The following is a 15,031-nucleotide window of genomic DNA, read 5'->3' as shown; positions in this document are numbered from 1 at the left end:
GACAAAATTTGATAAAATCAGCCATTCAATTTTAAGGCTAGACTTTGAGGTTTTTACTACTATTTTTATTTGGCTTTGTTACTGTTTTTGCGGCCGATACGCTCACTGTTCCTACTATAAATTTAACTTTAAGCGCACCAGATACGCCTCAGCAGCTAGTTACTAGCTTAAATGTCTTAATAGTCCTAACGATACTAGCTTTAGCTCCGTCTTTGATCTTTGTTATGACTAGTTTCTTGAGACTTATTATAGTATTTTCATTTTTGCGTCAAGCTATGGCAACACAGCAGATGCCACCTACTAGCATACTTATCTCGCTTGCTTTGATACTTACGTTTTTCATTATGGAACCAGTAGCCAAAAAATCATACGATGAGGGTATAAAACCGTATTTAGCCGAGCAGATTAGCTATCAAGAAGCGTTTGAGCTTGGTAGTAAACCATTTAAAGAGTTTATGGTGAGAAATACTAGAGAAAAGGATTTAGCTCTGTTTTACAGGATAAGAGCTCTGCCAAATCCAAAGACTATAGACGACGTGCCATTTAGTGTAGCTGCTCCTGCGTTTGTCATAAGTGAGCTAAAAACAGCTTTTGAGATAGGATTTTTACTTTATCTTCCTTTTTTAGTCATAGATATGGTAGTAAGCTCCGTACTTATGGCTATGGGTATGATGATGCTACCGCCTACGATGATATCCTTGCCTTTTAAGCTACTGATATTTGTATTAGTAGATGGATGGAATTTATTAGTCGGAAATTTAGTAGAGAGCTTTAAATAGTACTAAAAAGACCTAGCTTGGTCATAGATCAAGCTAGAAATAAAAATATGCTAGGTATACTTATGAAAGTAAATACTATACCAAGAGCGACACTTGAAATAGCTAAGTTGGTATCTAAATTTGCTTTTAGTATCATAGCGCTAGCTAAAACCATAGGCGGCATCGCGCATTCTATAAGTCCTACCATCCATTTTTGATCGAAATTTACGCCAAATGAAGACGCTATTACCACAAATAATGCAGGCGCTATCACCATTTTTGCCACTAAAACCACGCTCGTACTTTTCCATGCACTTTTTACGCTGTTAAATCCAAGTCCTATTCCAACAGCAAAAAGAGCTACTGGCACAACGCTGCTAGCAAACATTTTAAGCGGTGGAAATATAATATCTGGAAGTTCAAAATTTCTACATATTAGTCCTAATATAAGTGCTACAAACGGTGGGAATTTTAGTATTTTTACCGTATTTTGTATCAAAGAAACCTTTGCAGGAGCACCAAGCGATAGTATAAGTGGACCTAGTATAGATATAGGAATTCCAGTTGCTAGTTGATCGTAAAATATAACTTCATTTATAGCTTCCTCGCCAAAAAATCCCTGAACGATAGGGATACCCACGAAAAGAGTATTTCCAAAAAGACTAAGTAGTGCCAAACTCACTATAGTCGTTTTTTTAAATTTAAATAAAAACCCAAGCCCTACTGCGATAAGAGCTGCTATGATAGACGAGCCAAAACCAGTAAGTATGACATTTATCAAATTTATATCGATATTGACGTGATAAATTCTATCAAAGATCATAGCAGGAAGTGCAAAACATAAGACAAAATCTATAAATATTATGGCTTGATTTTGTGCTAAAACTTTAGTTTTTTTTGCCAAATATCCAGACGCTAGAAGTATAAAGATAGAAAACATAGCTCCAAAAACCATATTTGATCCTTTTAGTATTTTTTAGTGGCGAATTATATAATTATTTCATAAAAGAAAAATTAATCAAAAAAACTTATGTAAAAATAAGGTAATTTTTAAATTTAACAAAAGAAACGTTTGGATATAATCAAAAAACTTCTAAAATAAGGTATGATAATGGAAAAATGGACAGCGGATAGCTGGAGAAAGTATAATATTTTACAACAACCTACTTATCCAGATATGAATGAATTAAACAACGTAGAAAAAAAGATAAAAGGTCTTCCACCACTTGTTTTTGCTGGTGAAGTAAGAAATCTCAAAGAAGAGTTAAAAAATGTGACATTAGGCAATAGCTTTTTACTTCAAGGTGGAGACTGTGCCGAGAGCTTTGCGAATTTTAATGCAAATAATATCAGAGATATGTTTAAAGTAATGCTTCAAATGGCGATAGTTCTTACGTTTGCCGGAGGCTGTCCTATCGTCAAGGTAGGTAGGGTGGCAGGGCAGTTTGCAAAACCTAGAAGTAGTGATTTTGAAGAAGTTGGCGGAGTGAAGCTCCCAAGTTACAGAGGCGACATCATAAACGGTTTTGAGTTTACAAATGAAGCTAGAGTGCCTGATCCTAAAAGAATGATCGAGGCTTATTACCAAAGCGCTTCTACGCTAAATTTACTTAGAGCATTTTCACGTGGAGGACTTGCGAATTTACACGAAGTTCATCGATGGAATCTTGGCTTTATAAAAAGAGCTGAGATCGGAGATAAATTTGAGCTTTTAGCAGCACAGCTAACACAAACGCTAAATTTTATGGAAGCATGCGGCGTTACTACTCAAAATACACCAGTGCTTAGCGAAACAAAGCTTTACACGTCTCATGAAGCACTATTGCTTCCTTATGAAGAGGCTTTAACTCGCATTGATAGTTTAAGTGGCGACTGGTATAACTGCTCTGCTCATATGCTTTGGATAGGTGAAAGAACAAGAGGAGTAAATGACGCTCACGTGCATTTCTTAAGCGGTGTTAAAAATCCTATCGGCTGCAAGATAGGACCAGATGCTAAACCTGAAGATATCGTGGCTTTAGCAAACAAACTAAATCCTAGTAATGAGCCAGGACGTCTTAATATCATCGTAAGAATGGGTGCTAAAAAGATAGAAGATAGACTTCCGAATTTGCTAAATAGCGTCAAAAAAGAAGGGTTAAATATCCTTTGGAGTATAGATCCGATGCACGGAAATACTCAAAAAGCTAGTAGCGGCTTTAAAACTCGTGAGTTTAACGACGTAATGAGTGAAGTAAGAAGCTTTTTTGATATACATAAGGCTTGTGGCACGATAGCTGGCGGCGTACACCTTGAGATGACCGGACAAGACGTAACTGAATGTACGGGTGGAGTGTTTAAAGTAACTGAAGACGGGCTTGCAAGTAGATATGAAACTCAGTGCGATCCGCGCCTGAATGCAGATCAAGCTTTAGAACTTGCATTTTTGATAGCAGATCTAGTCAAAGAAGCTAGGAAATAATCACTAATTATCTGCTTTTTATATCCGCAAACGACGTTTAGTCATTGCGGATACGAATTCTAGTATTTATAGCTTTTGTTTACCGCTTATATTAAATTCTAAATTTATCTTTTCATTTTCATTGTAGCCTACACCAAATAAAAGTCTAAAATACGTGTTTTTTTATCATTAGGATCTATGGTAAAAGGATTGCCGCCAAAATGATAGATCAGCTCTTCGCTATCATTTATAAACTCTTGTTGTAAAGCAGGAGTGAAGCTCAGCCACTTATCTTCAATCGCCAAACTCACACCGATATCGGCTAAAATGGTTTTTTGCGAGATATCAGAGAAGTATTGAGTAAATTTCGCATCCAGTTCATTTGTAGAAAGCTCATAGTAGTAAAGCGTAAGCAAGTGCAGATAAGCTTCGTGTGTCGCAAAAAATCTTTTTGTGTGTTATTTTAGATATTAAAACGCAAACATATATAGGTTTGTGTTAGCCGCACTTTACTTGTCTAAATTTATATGATTTGTATTGAGCTTAACATATAAACATTGTTTAATAGTAATCTATAAATTACTATTTTATAAAAAACTTTAGATCAGTGTTATTTTTGGTAGCAAATTTAGTCTTTAAAACAAAATATATTATTTTTGACACATTTGGTGCTACAAATACTTCATCATTTAAAACTTAGTTTTGCTCATCTTCATCACTTCACAGACACCAGCACCTTAGCAGGTCTATTTTCTGGCATTATAGCCCAAAGTCTTGCTAGGTTTGTATTAAAACCTTGCATTAGTTGACACTTATCTATACCTATTCGTTGCCATGGGAAAAGATTGGGATTTTCAAATGTGCTTATACATTCGCCTCCACCAAGCACCAATGATCTAATCTGGACTGAGTCTGTACTCATAGGGATTAGTTGAAATACACTCTCAAACTTAGCTTTTTCAAGATCATCAGCACAATTTTTTAGCCCAAAAAATCCACTTTCTTGTATGGCTAAGCACATATCAATGTCATTAGAACTTACAAACTGAATATACTCAAACTCAAGATACTTAAAATCATCTACTCTTTGAATATTTTTTATAAGATTTGGCTCAAATGACTTTACTTCACGAATATTCCAGTTAAATGTCTCATCTCTTTGAGCGAAATTTACTATTAAAGTCATACCGCTCTCAAGCGATCTTAGACTAAGTAGAGGAGTAAAAGGATCGCTTGGGGTATTTGATTGTTTAAGTAGTTTTTCTATGCTAGGAACCTTTGGAGTAGCATCTAGCCTATCTGGAGCTCTATTCTCATTAGGTGCTAGTGGGCCAGCAAATCCCAAACTCTCATTAGTAACTAAAAAGTTACTTTTAGTTGTTGATACTACTTTTTCTTTATCCACGCAACCGCTTAGGCTTAGCATTATAAACAAAGCAGATGATATAAATATTAGTATAGTTCTCATTAAAATCTCCCAAATGTTATAGGAAAGTGATCACTTGCTAAGTGTGATCTAAATCCGCTAAAGAATGTGCTAGCTGTAATAGGTGGCAGTGGAGCTGGAACTACAGATCTATTAGAGTTTCCTACTACCGCGTAATCTAACGTCCTTCTAGCACTAACTTGAGTAATGGCACTATTTGTAATTATTCTAGCACGAAGTCTTAGCTCTAGCTCAAATGAGCTAAGTAGCTCTCCTGGTTCTCTATTGAAATCACCCATTACTATCCAGTTTGAGTTCATTAGTGTTTGTGAGTTTCTAAAGAAGTTATCTACACTATGAACTATAGCCGATGCATCAATTCCACCATTTGCAAGAGCATGTATGCTAAAGAAAGCGTCATTTCTTAATCTAATACCTAGAATTGGTCTTGAAACAGTCGTAGGAGGTGGCAATAAGAATACTTCATCAGCTGGATTTCTACTAACTAAAGCTAAATTTACCCTATTGGCTCCAAGGTCGGTTCTAGCATAGTATATAAATACAAAGCTTGGGCGAAGGTTTGTTCCTAAATTCCATATATGCTCAGTTACATTTACATCTGTGCCATTAAAGTCAAATACCCTACCTGTAGCTCTTGCAGTTCTTGGCAAGCTTCCTGCTTCTTGAACTGCTAGTATGTCTAGACCATTATCGCCTGAGAACATCTGTCTTATGCTAACACTCCACTTAGCTTCACTACTTGCGCTTGATCCTTGCATATTCCAAGTAGCTGTTTTAAAATCATCAATAGCACTAAATAGTAAACTAGCACTAAGTAGCGCTACTAGGATAACTAATCTTTTCATCTATTTATCTCCTAAAAGCGGTGAGGCTTCAATTGGTGCTGGTATAAATATCCACTGCTGATCTAAATTTGGCTCTAGCGTGCATCGCTCCATCGTAATGCTAAATACACTATCAATCTGGACTATATCTCCATACTCTGTTCTTAAGCAATTGTTTGATGCAGTAGATCTAATCATAACTGCACCATTATCCATAGCAAAAAGTTCCCATTGTTGGTTTTTACTATTTTTATTGCAAGTTCTATGAGTTACACCACGCCCTTCATCATGCAAGCAGTTACCTGTGCGGACATTTTTAATAAGAGCTATATCTCCGCCTAAATTTATTACCTGCCATAGCCTAGCTCCACCAAAATCTATTGATCTATCTAGAGTATATCCCCATACCCAGTTACCCTCAGCTAATGCCCAAACAGTTAAAGATGAGCCTCTTGGATTTATAATAGCTAATGGCATTGAGCTATCCCCTAGGTTATCCCTAGTTGTTAATAATATCTGTTTAGATGGTAAAGTATTGCTTAGAGCTGAGCTATTGCTATTAGTAGATTGCACCCTAGGAGCTTTATAGTTATTTGATTTAGTGGTACTGCAAGATATTAAAAATATAGATAGCATAATCAAAATAGAAAGCCTTAACATAATATTACTCCTAAATATTAAATCAAAGTTTGTCATAAAAATTATATTTTAAACTTACTTAAATTTATATAAAAATATTTTTATATTCTAATTTTTTGTATATTTATAAATTTAGATAAAATAATTTTTTGAGATTGCTGTAAAGCGCTTTTTAAAATCAAACAGCTTCAAAAACATACTAAAAATAGTTTGATTATAAACGCAAATAAATCTCTAAACCCCTCTAAGTATCCCTGCAAATTTTCCAATAATTTTACACTCATCAATAAAAAATCTTATATATGTATAGATAGGATTGTACGATACAAATATCAGCTCATTTCCTTGTATATAGTACTATTTGATCATCACGCCATCAGGGGTGTATTGATAGCATACAAATCACTTTCCATAATATGATGTTTCATGCTATCTGTGGCGCAGCTTATCATATGAATTTAATATATTCCTTTTTTTCTATACCTTTTTATTGCAGCCAAGTCTCTTTTTAAATTTTTAACACTTCCTCCAACATTATTTATAGCTTTTTTTAGCCTATTAAATGATGTTTCGCACGTTTTTATTGATGCGATGCCTTGAAATGCTAACCCAATACTAAGACCGACTCCGATATCTTGCATTTTTTTATCCTTTTTTTGTATAATTTACCTATGAAAAGATTTACAATTTTTATTGCACTTTGCATCATTTCGTTTATTGTTTTGCTATTTACAAACAATGATGAGTATATAATTGCTTCATCTATTATTTATGCTACGCTTATCTATCTTTTTTTATACATTGTTGATTTATTGCCTGCTCGCACAAATAATGCGTTTTATCGCTTTTTATCATTTATCACACGCATTTAAAGATTTGATAATTTCCATAGCTTCCTTTAAATACTCATTATACTCGCCCACATCCATACTCATAATCTCACTATATGAAAAGTGTAGAACGTGACCTATGAGAGCCACGCCTTAAACTCTTCTTCGCTAGCAAAGTCTACGTATTTTTTGAGGTCCACCATAGCTTCTTCTTGGTCAATAGCTATTTTAACTGGAACAGCAAAGCTAGTAAGTTTTGCTAGGCTATAGCCTATATTTGATATTTGTGAGTTTATATCGTTTTTGTGATTTGCTATTTTGATGTTAATAGCCGATATTTTTTCTATTTTTTTACTTAGTTTATCAATATTTGCACCGGGTTTACTAGCTTGTTCTGCCATGCGGCTTAATGCTTTTACATTACCAGCTATAGCATTAAATCCTTTTGTACTTAATGCTATAGTAAGACCCAAAATAGTATTATCCATTTTTATTCCTTGACTTTTTAAAGACTATTAGTTAAAATGATGATATATTTCCGCTAAGTGCTCCAAACCCAGCAGTTTTTAAGCCTATAACTATGCCAAATTGTGTGCTATCCATATTTTTGTCCTTTTTTATGAACTTTTAAAGTCTAGTTTGTTATTATTTGCTTATGAGAACAGATAATACTAAATCAGACATCGTTGAAATGATTACGCCATTAAGCTTTATTTTTGGCGGTGTTTTATATGGGCTTTTTGATATAAACCCATTTACCTTTGCTCTTGTTTGCATTTTATTAGCTGGCTTTGTCCATGGTGTAAAAAGCTAGACCCCACCGGCTTTAGCTTTTAAAATCTCTTTTGCCAGTAGCAAATACTCATTATATTCACTCATGCTCATTTCCATAATTTCATTAAATGAAAAATGCAGAATATGTCATATTATTGCCATCTCTTCTAAGTATTCTTCTACTGCCACCTACACCGTACTTTTTCAAAAAGCCTTTTTTATGTCGCTTCCCGCTTTTTATCGTACTGCCTTTTTTGCCACCTCTAATTTCAGAAAAAACAGTAGATGAGCTAAGTGGTTTCCAGCGCTCACCAAAAGGGCTAGTCTCTTTCTCAAAGCTATCTTCTATACTGTTTCTTACCATCTCCCCTATGGTTCTAAGAGCCGGTTTTACATTTATTTCTAGTTTTGCAAGGTTTTCAAGCTTTTTTTCTATTTTCTCAAATCCGGTTACTTTTATGCTCATTTGATAAATTTATCTCCTTGTGGTATAATAATATCAAAGATAGATAGTAAGGCTCAGCGGTAGAGCAACTCCACTTAGTGGTTTAGTGTCGCAGGTTCGATTCCTGCCTATCTATCTTATCTTAATATATTTTTCTTTATCCTTGTTTATTCTATCAACCTTACCTGCAGTAATCATATAATTTGTAAGACCAAATTTCTTTAACTTATAATTTAAATCTACAACTACTTTATTTATCTTACTACTATCTTTTTCATCTTCAAACCAAAAAATAATATTTTTATTTTTCATATCTACACTAACTGGTGTATTTTTATCATTTAAAACGCTAACTACTTTTTTAATCTCTTCTATGCGTAAATCTTGCCCATACCCACCTTTTCTATCTTCTCTAATATGTAAGATACAATGCTTATCACACGTTATACCCTCTTCTTGTATATCAATTCCTAAACTTTTACTAGCCTTGCTTGCTATATCTTTATTTAATCTACCTATCATAAATGCGTTTATAGGCGATTTTAAATTCTTTTTTACAAGTAACTCATCTACAGCATTATTAAGCCCACGCTGCCAAACATATAGATCTCTTTGATGGTTAAAATCTTTAGTTTTAGCTAGGACATTATTAACAAATATCTTTGAAGTAGCACTATCTGCTTTGCTAAATTTACCTATCTTTTGCTCGTAAATTTGCTCTATTTTTATTAAATTTACCTGGATTATAAGCAAAGTCTTTCTCAGCTACATTTTTAAGCATAGAGCTATTTGCTAGTGGCGTAAGCCCTTTACGCTCTATTTCGCTTTTAGTAAGGACTTGCACCTTGCATCTACAATTCCAGCCATTTGGTGGATAGTTTGTATCCCAAAAAGGATCTGTTTTTGGTAAAGCAGTTCCATAATATTATTTTATATCATTCTTAAAATCTAAGTTCAATTTCTTGCTTTCAGCATTTAAGATTTGTATTAAAACTGCTTTTGCAAAGAAATTACGCATAGTCGTGTGATCATATAGTCTGTTTTTGATTTGGTGATAATAAATGAAATTTGTTAAACGAGCTTCCTTCAAAGCAACCGTATTTGAAAAATAGAAAAAGTTAAGTGGTTTTAAAGCCTAAAAACAAAGGCAAAACCAGCTCTTGCTGGCTTATATAAAAGATATGCTAAAATTACACTATCAATAATTTTGCAGCAAATAGACCTATATAACAAAACACCAAACAAAGAGCCACATTTAAGCCTATATTTGCAAAAGCCATAAAATAATTATTTGAGTTGATAAGCAGCATATTTTCGTATGTAAAAGTTGAGAAAGTCGTAAGCCCACCTAAGAATCCTGTTATCAAAAATGATTTTAAATTTTGATTTATGGAATAAGTGCTAGCAATGCTCAGTATAAAACCGATGAAAAATCCACCTATTAAATTTACGCTTAATGTCCCTAAGGGAAGAGTAGGGTTTTGAAAGATTTTTGATACTAAACCATTTATGCAATCCCTAAACACAGCTCCTAAAAATCCGCCATACCCTATGGAAAGTAGGGTAAAAAAAACTCATATATTTTCGTCCAGTATTTTTTGCATTTTAGCTCTTGTTATCTCTACCCAGTCTTCATTTGAGGTATCTACTAAGTCCATATAGATAACTTTTACTTCACCTTTGTTAAAAGAGAAATTTTTTGTATCTAGTATTTTTCTTGAATTTACTATAACTATCGGTTGAACTTTTAAATTTAGTTTGGAAACGATAATCTTAGCGCCGCTATGGAATTTTAAAAGTTTATCGCCTTTACCTCTAGTACCTTCTGGAAACATTGCTACCACGCGGCCGTTTTGGGTGCGATCTTTTACGTCTTTTATAAGTGTCGTGATAGATCTTGGATTATTTCTATCGATAGGGATCATTTTTGGTATGGTTAAAATCTTGCCCAGTATAGGTATATCGCCGATCTCTTTTTTGGCTATCCATGATAAATTTGCAGGATGTATATCTTCTAAAACAATGATATCTAACATACTTTGATGGTTTATGATGACTAAATTTGCATCTTTATTCGGGGTTCCTATGATCTGCATTTTATAATCCATAAAAAATCTTTGTGCTTTAGCCCATTTTCTCCTGATCTCTCTGTGATGTTTGTTGAACATCCACATTAAAATGACTACTATAGCTATGCTTATTACTAGCTCTATCGCGATTAAGACAGTTTTTATTTTATTCCATATCTTCATTTTTTACCCATCCGATATTTTTATTTTCTAATAATATTTTAGTATATTTATCATTTTTAGACATAACTTTTACAGATTGAGGTTTGTCTGATATGTAAAATACCGTAGAATTATTTGTAGGTAGTATCTTGACTTCTGAGTTTGCTTTTAGCGTTGCGTCACTAAAAGGCTTGTTATCATAAAATGAATAAATTCCAAAAACTATTGCTATGATTAAAGAATAATAGCTTTTTTTAAAGATAAAAAATAGTAAAAATATAGCTATAAGTGAATATATAGTTATATCTTTATAAAGCTCAAACTCGCTTTCTTTAGGGTTTAGATTTACTTGAGTACTCAGATCGTCATCTTGCACATTAACATCAAGATTAAAGTTTTTGAATTTAGCTTCTTTTAGATTGTAGTAGCTAAATTCTATAGATTTTATTTTGTTGTTTGCAATGATAAAGTAGTTTCCAGTTTGGTTATTGTAATCGCCTTTTATGGATTCTATGCCTTGTTTTTGAAAGTTTGAAGGTATGAAAAATGAGCTGAGATTGCCATTTTTTATCTCGAGTTCTAATGTTATTAGATTATTCTCATCATCAAATTTAGAACTTTTTACTTTTTTAATTTCTAGATTATCGGCTACAGTATTTGAGAAATTCTCTGCTTGTTTTAGATTTTTTATAAGTGGAAGATTAGGCTTTATACTTGCTTTTTGAAAAAAATCACCGTTTCTATTTAGTATTAGTGTAATATCTTCGATATTTGCAGACTCTTTATTTGCTTCAAACCAAAGAGTCGTATCATACACGCCTTTTTTACTCTGGATCCAGTTTGGTTTTGGATTTAGCCATGATATATCATTTGCATTTATGCTAAGATTTAGATCAAAAGCGAGATTGTGTCCTGTGTCGGCTTTTAGATCTAAGCTAAAAATTTGATGGACGTATACAGACTTTTTTATTTTAGAAACCGACATTTTAGTTTCGTTAGGCTCTATATTTTCATAAATTTGAGTCCCCACAGTATTGTAGTCTGGCTCATCTGTCGGCGCTATCTTTTTTATATCATCTATATTTATCGTTTTCTTTTGTGGTGTGTTTTGCTCACCCACCATATCAAACACACTTACTTCATCTCTAGCAAAAATAAAGCAGGCAAGCAAAACGATTAAAGAAATACTCTTTAGCAAACTAGACCTTTTAGCATTTTCATCCCGTCAGTTCCTCCTAGGATTTCTTCTATGGCACGTTCTGGATGAGGCATAAGTCCAAAGATATTTTTTTCTTTGTTACAAATTCCTGCTATATTGTCTATCGATCCATTTACGCTTAGTAAATTTCCGTTCTCATCGCAGTATTTTAAAATAATTTGTTCGTTGTCGTATAGTCTTTTTAAGGTATTTTCATCAGTATAATAATTTCCCTCTCCATGTGCTATTGGGATATTTATCACATCGTTATTAGCAAAATTCGATAGAAATTTATTGTTATTTGAGATAACTTTTAGGTGATGAAATTTGCTTATAAAGCTCATATTTTCATTTCTTCTCATCGCGCCTTCTAAAAGTCCAGTCTCCAAAAGCATTTGAAAACCGTTGCATATACCTAAAACTAGTCCGCCTTTTTTAGCGTGAGCTACGACAGCACTCATCGCAGGACTAAATTTAGATATAGCTGCGGTTCTTAGATAATCTCCATAACTAAAACCGCCCGGTAAAACGATAAGATCCGCATTAATAGTCGTATCTTTATGCCATATTATTTGTGTTTGGCAACCTAGTTTATCAAATGCGTATTTTGTATCTCTTTCGCAGTTCGTTCCTGGAAAATTTACGATAGCTACTTTCATTTTTAGCCTTTGATGATTTCGTAATCTTCTATGACCGTATTAGCTAATAGTTCTTCGCACATTGTTTTGATATCCGCATCGTTGATGTCGTCTTTTAAATTTAGGACGATTTGTTTTCCGATTCTTACTTCATTTATGCCATCAAAACCGAGCGAACCAAGAGCATGCTCTACAGCTTTTCCAGCAGGATCTAAAACTCCATTTTTTAAAAAGACGTTTACGGTAACTTTCATAAAATAAAACCTTTCTTAAAATTTACTCAAGCGAGTCACAAGTCATTGTTTAGGCAAGTATGCGGCGAAGAACTTCTTCATACGCGACTTTTACGCTTCCTAGATCTTGTCTAAATCTATCTTTATCCATTTTTTCATTTGTTACAGCGTCCCAAAAACGACAACTATCAGGGCTTATTTCATCTGCAAGTAAGATATTTCCGTCTTTATCCACACCAAATTCGATCTTGAAATCGACTAATTTTAAACCTTTTTCTTTGAAAAATGGAAGCAGTATAGAGTTTATCTCTCTTCCTAAATGTTTTAATCTGTCAAGATCATTTTCGCTTTTTACAAGATCCATGATAAGACAATGTTCGTCATTTACTAAAGGATCGCCTAAAGCATCATCTTTATAATAAAACTCTACTAAAGTAAATGGCAAAACAGTTCCTTCTTTTATCGCAAGTCTTTTACTAAGACTACCAGTCGCTATGTTTCTTACTACAACTTCAAGAGGTATGATTTTGCATTTTTTTACGACTTGTTCTGTGTCGCTGATAGTTTCAACAAGTGCGGTTTGTATGCCTTTGCTTGTTAATAGTTTAAAAAGTGCAGTTGATATTTTGTTGTTTAGTGCGCCTTTTCCGCTTTCGCTACCTTTTTTTTCTGCGTTAAATGCAGTTAGATCATCTTTAAATTCAGCTATCAACAAGTCATCATGTCCTACGACTGACCACATTTTTTTACCTTTACCCTCGTAAATCATCTCTGACTTTTGCATCGTTTTCTCCTTATTTGATATTTTTTACTTTGATTATATCGATTGCCGTTTTTAGTTGTATATCATCATAAATTTCTTTTTTTGTGATGATATTTTTATCACTCTCATCTTTTTTACCACCTTTTTGCGGCTCAATCTTATCAAGCTCGCTTTCTAAGTGTTGCTTTAAGTCGCTTTCTTTGATATTAAATCCATTATCATCTTCAGTCGGCACTTTCCCAGGATATACTAAAACATCTGGTTTTACGCCAACTGCTTGGATAGTTCTGCTACTTGGAAGATAGTATCTAGCCACAGTTAGTCTCAGGGCTTCTTCATTGTCTATAGGCATGACTACTTGCACACTTCCTTTTCCAAATGTATTTTCACCGACTACGACAGCGCGTTTTAGGTCTTGAAGAGCACCGCTTACTATCTCGCTAGCACTTGCGCTACCGCCATTTACCAGTACAGCAAGTGGAGCTTTTGTGATCATTTGGCTAGGATTTGCGTTGTAAGCTTCATCTTCGCTTTTACTTCTTCCTTTTTGCGTAACTATAGTACCTTTATCTACAAATAAATTTACAAGTCCTACTGCTTGATTTAGTAGTCCGCCTGGATTATTTCTAAGATCTAAAACTATACCTTTGACGTTTGGATATTTTTTAATAAATTCTTTTGCTTTATCTATAACGTGTTGATCAAACGTAGTAACCCTAAGATATAAGATATCTTCGTCTTTTATATGTTTTGCTACGACTGATTCTACTGTGATGATATCTCTTTGCATATTTATATCAAATGGTTTTTTCTCGCCTTTTCTTACTATGGTTATCGTGATAGGAGTTTTTGGCTTACCGCGCATTTTATTTACTGCTTCATCTATAGTTATGCCGATAGTTGAGTTTCCATCTATCCTTAGTATGACATCTCCTGCTTTTATACCCGCTTTATACGCTGGAGTATCGTCTATAGGCGATATGACTGTAAGCGCACCGTCTTTCATACCTACAGTGATACCAAGTCCACCAAATTCGCCGCTTGTTTGAATTTGCATATCTTTAAATGCTTTTTGATCTAAAAAGCTTGAGTGTGCGTCAAGATTTGTCATGAGACCGGCTATAGTTTTATCTACTATAGCTGTGAAATTTAGATCATCAACGTAATATTTTTCTACTATTGCTATTGTTTTGGTAAGTTTTGCTAAAGCTTCTAATTTATTTGACTGCCCGGTATCTGTCCCAGCGTTTAAATTTACCGCCGTAAAAAGTCCTATGGCAAGAGCCGTCCCAAATCCTAATGCTTGAAATAAATTTTTCTTTTCCAATTTTCTATCTCCATTTTTTAAAAAATCAATTTTATTTAAATTTGCCTAAATTTAAAGTAAAAACAAAGAAATAGCTAAACATTGCTGTTTTATAAGCACTGCTAGTATGTGTATATCGAAGTATAATTTGACACCAGAGCACCTAAGGGATTTTTATTGATTTCAAATGAGATATTTTGATCTGAAAGTATTTAAATATTAAGATACGGTACGGAGCAAGAAGCCAATAATAAGCTTGCTTTATATGGCTTAGTAAATAATTAAAGTCTAAATTTAAATAAGTATAAAAATAAAATGTATAAAATATCTATTTATTTACGACGCTCTAAGATTATAAATTAAGAATAATTATCATTTTAAGTTATAATTTATTTGCTATTTATTATAATTGAAAATTAAAACTGAATTTTACCGAGGTAATTATTTGAATATTCATATGACAAAAATCACGTACAAAAATCGTAAATTACTGTTTTTTAGAACA

Annotated in this window: 21 protein-coding genes and 1 tRNA gene; 4 read left to right on the top strand and 18 right to left on the bottom strand. The window is 33.5% G+C overall.

Annotated features, from left to right (window positions below; all coding sequences use genetic code 11):
- The first annotated feature begins 44 nt into the window (after positions 1 to 44).
- Positions 45 to 779 (top strand): flagellar type III secretion system pore protein FliP, encoded by a 735-nt coding sequence (fliP, locus tag CHHT_RS05115; protein WP_034961096.1) that lies wholly within the window; start codon positions 45 to 47, stop codon positions 777 to 779.
- Between the two features lie 28 nt (positions 780 to 807).
- Here the strand turns inward: fliP and CHHT_RS05110 are convergent, their stop codons facing one another.
- The gene (locus CHHT_RS05110; RefSeq protein ID WP_034961099.1) at positions 808 to 1,713 is read right to left on the bottom strand and encodes an AEC family transporter; all 906 of its coding nucleotides are present in this window, start codon (positions 1,711 to 1,713) and stop codon (positions 808 to 810) included.
- A 156-nt stretch (positions 1,714 to 1,869) separates the two neighbouring features.
- On the opposite strand from CHHT_RS05110, the gene CHHT_RS05105 reads away from it, so the two are divergent.
- Positions 1,870 to 3,219 (top strand): class II 3-deoxy-7-phosphoheptulonate synthase, encoded by a 1,350-nt coding sequence (locus CHHT_RS05105; protein ID WP_034961101.1) that lies wholly within the window; start codon positions 1,870 to 1,872, stop codon positions 3,217 to 3,219.
- Positions 3,220 to 3,347: 128 nt separating this feature from the next.
- Here the strand turns inward: CHHT_RS05105 and CHHT_RS05100 are convergent, their stop codons facing one another.
- The 7 genes from CHHT_RS05100 to CHHT_RS05075 form a co-directional block, all read right to left on the bottom strand.
- On the bottom strand, positions 3,348 to 3,614 hold the full coding sequence (locus CHHT_RS05100; protein WP_034961103.1) for a hypothetical protein: 267 nt from the start codon (positions 3,612 to 3,614) through the stop codon (positions 3,348 to 3,350).
- Positions 3,615 to 3,913: 299 nt separating this feature from the next.
- Entirely contained in the window at positions 3,914 to 4,666 is a 753-nt protein-coding gene (locus CHHT_RS05095) for an RICIN domain-containing protein (protein WP_051663683.1), read from the bottom strand.
- Positions 4,666 to 5,490 carry a cytolethal distending toxin subunit B family protein gene (locus CHHT_RS05090; protein ID WP_034961107.1) on the bottom strand — a complete coding sequence of 275 codons (825 nt, stop codon included), beginning with the start codon at positions 5,488 to 5,490 and terminating at the stop codon, positions 4,666 to 4,668. Before CHHT_RS05090 ends, CHHT_RS05095 begins: the two co-directional genes overlap by 1 nt.
- Positions 5,491 to 5,946, bottom strand: coding sequence for an RICIN domain-containing protein (locus CHHT_RS05085; RefSeq protein WP_159428478.1), 456 nt, complete (start codon positions 5,944 to 5,946; stop codon positions 5,491 to 5,493). It lies immediately after the preceding gene.
- Positions 5,947 to 6,566: 620 nt separating this feature from the next.
- Positions 6,567 to 6,749: a hypothetical protein gene (locus CHHT_RS05080; RefSeq protein WP_034961113.1), complete on the bottom strand. Its 183-nt coding sequence runs from the start codon at positions 6,747 to 6,749 to the stop codon at positions 6,567 to 6,569.
- A gap of 210 nt (positions 6,750 to 6,959) precedes the next feature.
- Complete coding sequence (locus CHHT_RS09160) at positions 6,960 to 7,088, bottom strand: hypothetical protein (RefSeq protein WP_255199051.1); 129 nt, start codon at positions 7,086 to 7,088, stop codon at positions 6,960 to 6,962.
- On the bottom strand, positions 7,076 to 7,426 hold the full coding sequence (locus CHHT_RS05075; RefSeq protein ID WP_064019766.1) for a hypothetical protein: 351 nt from the start codon (positions 7,424 to 7,426) through the stop codon (positions 7,076 to 7,078). Before CHHT_RS05075 ends, CHHT_RS09160 begins: the two co-directional genes overlap by 13 nt.
- A 167-nt stretch (positions 7,427 to 7,593) precedes the next feature.
- Here CHHT_RS05075 and CHHT_RS05070 point away from each other — a divergent pair, with 167 nt between their 5' ends.
- Complete coding sequence (locus tag CHHT_RS05070; protein WP_159428477.1) at positions 7,594 to 7,752, top strand: hypothetical protein; 159 nt, start codon at positions 7,594 to 7,596, stop codon at positions 7,750 to 7,752.
- Between the two features lie 84 nt (positions 7,753 to 7,836).
- Here CHHT_RS05070 and CHHT_RS05065 read toward each other — a convergent pair whose 3' ends face one another.
- Positions 7,837 to 8,178, bottom strand: coding sequence for a phage virion morphogenesis family protein (locus CHHT_RS05065; RefSeq protein WP_051663684.1), 342 nt, complete (start codon positions 8,176 to 8,178; stop codon positions 7,837 to 7,839).
- 40 nt (positions 8,179 to 8,218) lie between these two features.
- Here CHHT_RS05065 and CHHT_RS05060 point away from each other — a divergent pair.
- A tRNA-OTHER gene (locus CHHT_RS05060) sits at positions 8,219 to 8,293 on the top strand.
- On the opposite strand, the gene CHHT_RS05055 is transcribed toward CHHT_RS05060, so the two are convergent.
- From CHHT_RS05055 to CHHT_RS05015, 9 genes are all read right to left on the bottom strand, one after another.
- Complete coding sequence (locus CHHT_RS05055; protein ID WP_051663685.1) at positions 8,290 to 8,910, bottom strand: hypothetical protein; 621 nt, start codon at positions 8,908 to 8,910, stop codon at positions 8,290 to 8,292. The two genes, CHHT_RS05060 and CHHT_RS05055, sit on opposite strands and share 4 nt — an antisense overlap.
- Positions 8,849 to 9,001 (bottom strand): hypothetical protein, encoded by a 153-nt coding sequence (locus CHHT_RS05050; protein ID WP_159428476.1) that lies wholly within the window; start codon positions 8,999 to 9,001, stop codon positions 8,849 to 8,851. Before CHHT_RS05050 ends, CHHT_RS05055 begins: the two co-directional genes overlap by 62 nt.
- A 346-nt stretch (positions 9,002 to 9,347) precedes the next feature.
- On the bottom strand, positions 9,348 to 9,710 hold the full coding sequence (gene crcB / locus CHHT_RS05045) for a fluoride efflux transporter CrcB (protein ID WP_034961116.1): 363 nt from the start codon (positions 9,708 to 9,710) through the stop codon (positions 9,348 to 9,350).
- A gap of 21 nt (positions 9,711 to 9,731) precedes the next feature.
- Positions 9,732 to 10,409 carry a lysophospholipid acyltransferase family protein gene (locus tag CHHT_RS05040; protein ID WP_034961118.1) on the bottom strand — a complete coding sequence of 226 codons (678 nt, stop codon included), beginning with the start codon at positions 10,407 to 10,409 and terminating at the stop codon, positions 9,732 to 9,734.
- Complete coding sequence (locus tag CHHT_RS05035; RefSeq protein ID WP_051663686.1) at positions 10,393 to 11,586, bottom strand: hypothetical protein; 1,194 nt, start codon at positions 11,584 to 11,586, stop codon at positions 10,393 to 10,395. The genes CHHT_RS05040 and CHHT_RS05035 overlap by 17 nt, the downstream gene beginning before the upstream one ends.
- Positions 11,580 to 12,245 carry a phosphoribosylformylglycinamidine synthase subunit PurQ gene (gene purQ / locus CHHT_RS05030; protein ID WP_034961120.1) on the bottom strand — a complete coding sequence of 222 codons (666 nt, stop codon included), beginning with the start codon at positions 12,243 to 12,245 and terminating at the stop codon, positions 11,580 to 11,582. Before purQ ends, CHHT_RS05035 begins: the two co-directional genes overlap by 7 nt.
- 2 nt (positions 12,246 to 12,247) lie before the next feature.
- Positions 12,248 to 12,478, bottom strand: a complete 231-nt coding sequence (purS, locus tag CHHT_RS05025) for a phosphoribosylformylglycinamidine synthase subunit PurS (RefSeq protein ID WP_034961122.1) — start codon at positions 12,476 to 12,478, stop codon at positions 12,248 to 12,250.
- A gap of 49 nt (positions 12,479 to 12,527) precedes the next feature.
- Entirely contained in the window at positions 12,528 to 13,241 is a 714-nt protein-coding gene (gene purC, locus CHHT_RS05020) for a phosphoribosylaminoimidazolesuccinocarboxamide synthase (RefSeq protein ID WP_034961124.1), read from the bottom strand.
- Positions 13,242 to 13,251: 10 nt separating this feature from the next.
- Positions 13,252 to 14,547: a S41 family peptidase gene (locus tag CHHT_RS05015; RefSeq protein ID WP_034961126.1), complete on the bottom strand. Its 1,296-nt coding sequence runs from the start codon at positions 14,545 to 14,547 to the stop codon at positions 13,252 to 13,254.
- Positions 14,548 to 15,031: the final 484 nt, after the last annotated feature.

This window comes from Campylobacter hyointestinalis subsp. hyointestinalis (assembly GCF_013372145.1).
Classification (GTDB): domain Bacteria; phylum Campylobacterota; class Campylobacteria; order Campylobacterales; family Campylobacteraceae; genus Campylobacter; species Campylobacter hyointestinalis.
Note: the sequence above shows the minus strand (reverse complement) of the source record. Positions and strands in the feature narration are given on the sequence as shown.

Bases quoted from the DNA above. Each gene is read 5' to 3' on its own strand.
- CHHT_RS05110 (WP_034961099.1), bottom strand. From the start codon at position 1,713: ATGGTTTTTGGAGCTATGTTTTCTATCTTTATACTTCTAGCGTCTGGA.
- CHHT_RS05105 (WP_034961101.1), top strand. From the start codon at position 1,870: ATGGAAAAATGGACAGCGGATAGCTGGAGAAAGTATAATATTTTACAA.
- CHHT_RS05095 (WP_051663683.1), bottom strand. From the start codon at position 4,666: ATGAGAACTATACTAATATTTATATCATCTGCTTTGTTTATAATGCTA.
- CHHT_RS05090 (WP_034961107.1), bottom strand. From the start codon at position 5,490: ATGAAAAGATTAGTTATCCTAGTAGCGCTACTTAGTGCTAGTTTACTA.
- CHHT_RS05085 (WP_159428478.1), bottom strand. From the start codon at position 5,946: ATGCCATTAGCTATTATAAATCCAAGAGGCTCATCTTTAACTGTTTGG.
- CHHT_RS05080 (WP_034961113.1), bottom strand. From the start codon at position 6,749: ATGCAAGATATCGGAGTCGGTCTTAGTATTGGGTTAGCATTTCAAGGC.
- CHHT_RS05075 (WP_064019766.1), bottom strand. From the start codon at position 7,426: ATGGATAATACTATTTTGGGTCTTACTATAGCATTAAGTACAAAAGGA.
- CHHT_RS05070 (WP_159428477.1), top strand. From the start codon at position 7,594: ATGAGAACAGATAATACTAAATCAGACATCGTTGAAATGATTACGCCA.
- CHHT_RS05065 (WP_051663684.1), bottom strand. From the start codon at position 8,178: ATGAGCATAAAAGTAACCGGATTTGAGAAAATAGAAAAAAAGCTTGAA.
- CHHT_RS05040 (WP_034961118.1), bottom strand. From the start codon at position 10,409: ATGAAGATATGGAATAAAATAAAAACTGTCTTAATCGCGATAGAGCTA.
- purQ (WP_034961120.1), bottom strand. From the start codon at position 12,245: ATGAAAGTAGCTATCGTAAATTTTCCAGGAACGAACTGCGAAAGAGAT.
- purS (WP_034961122.1), bottom strand. From the start codon at position 12,478: ATGAAAGTTACCGTAAACGTCTTTTTAAAAAATGGAGTTTTAGATCCT.
- purC (WP_034961124.1), bottom strand. From the start codon at position 13,241: ATGCAAAAGTCAGAGATGATTTACGAGGGTAAAGGTAAAAAAATGTGG.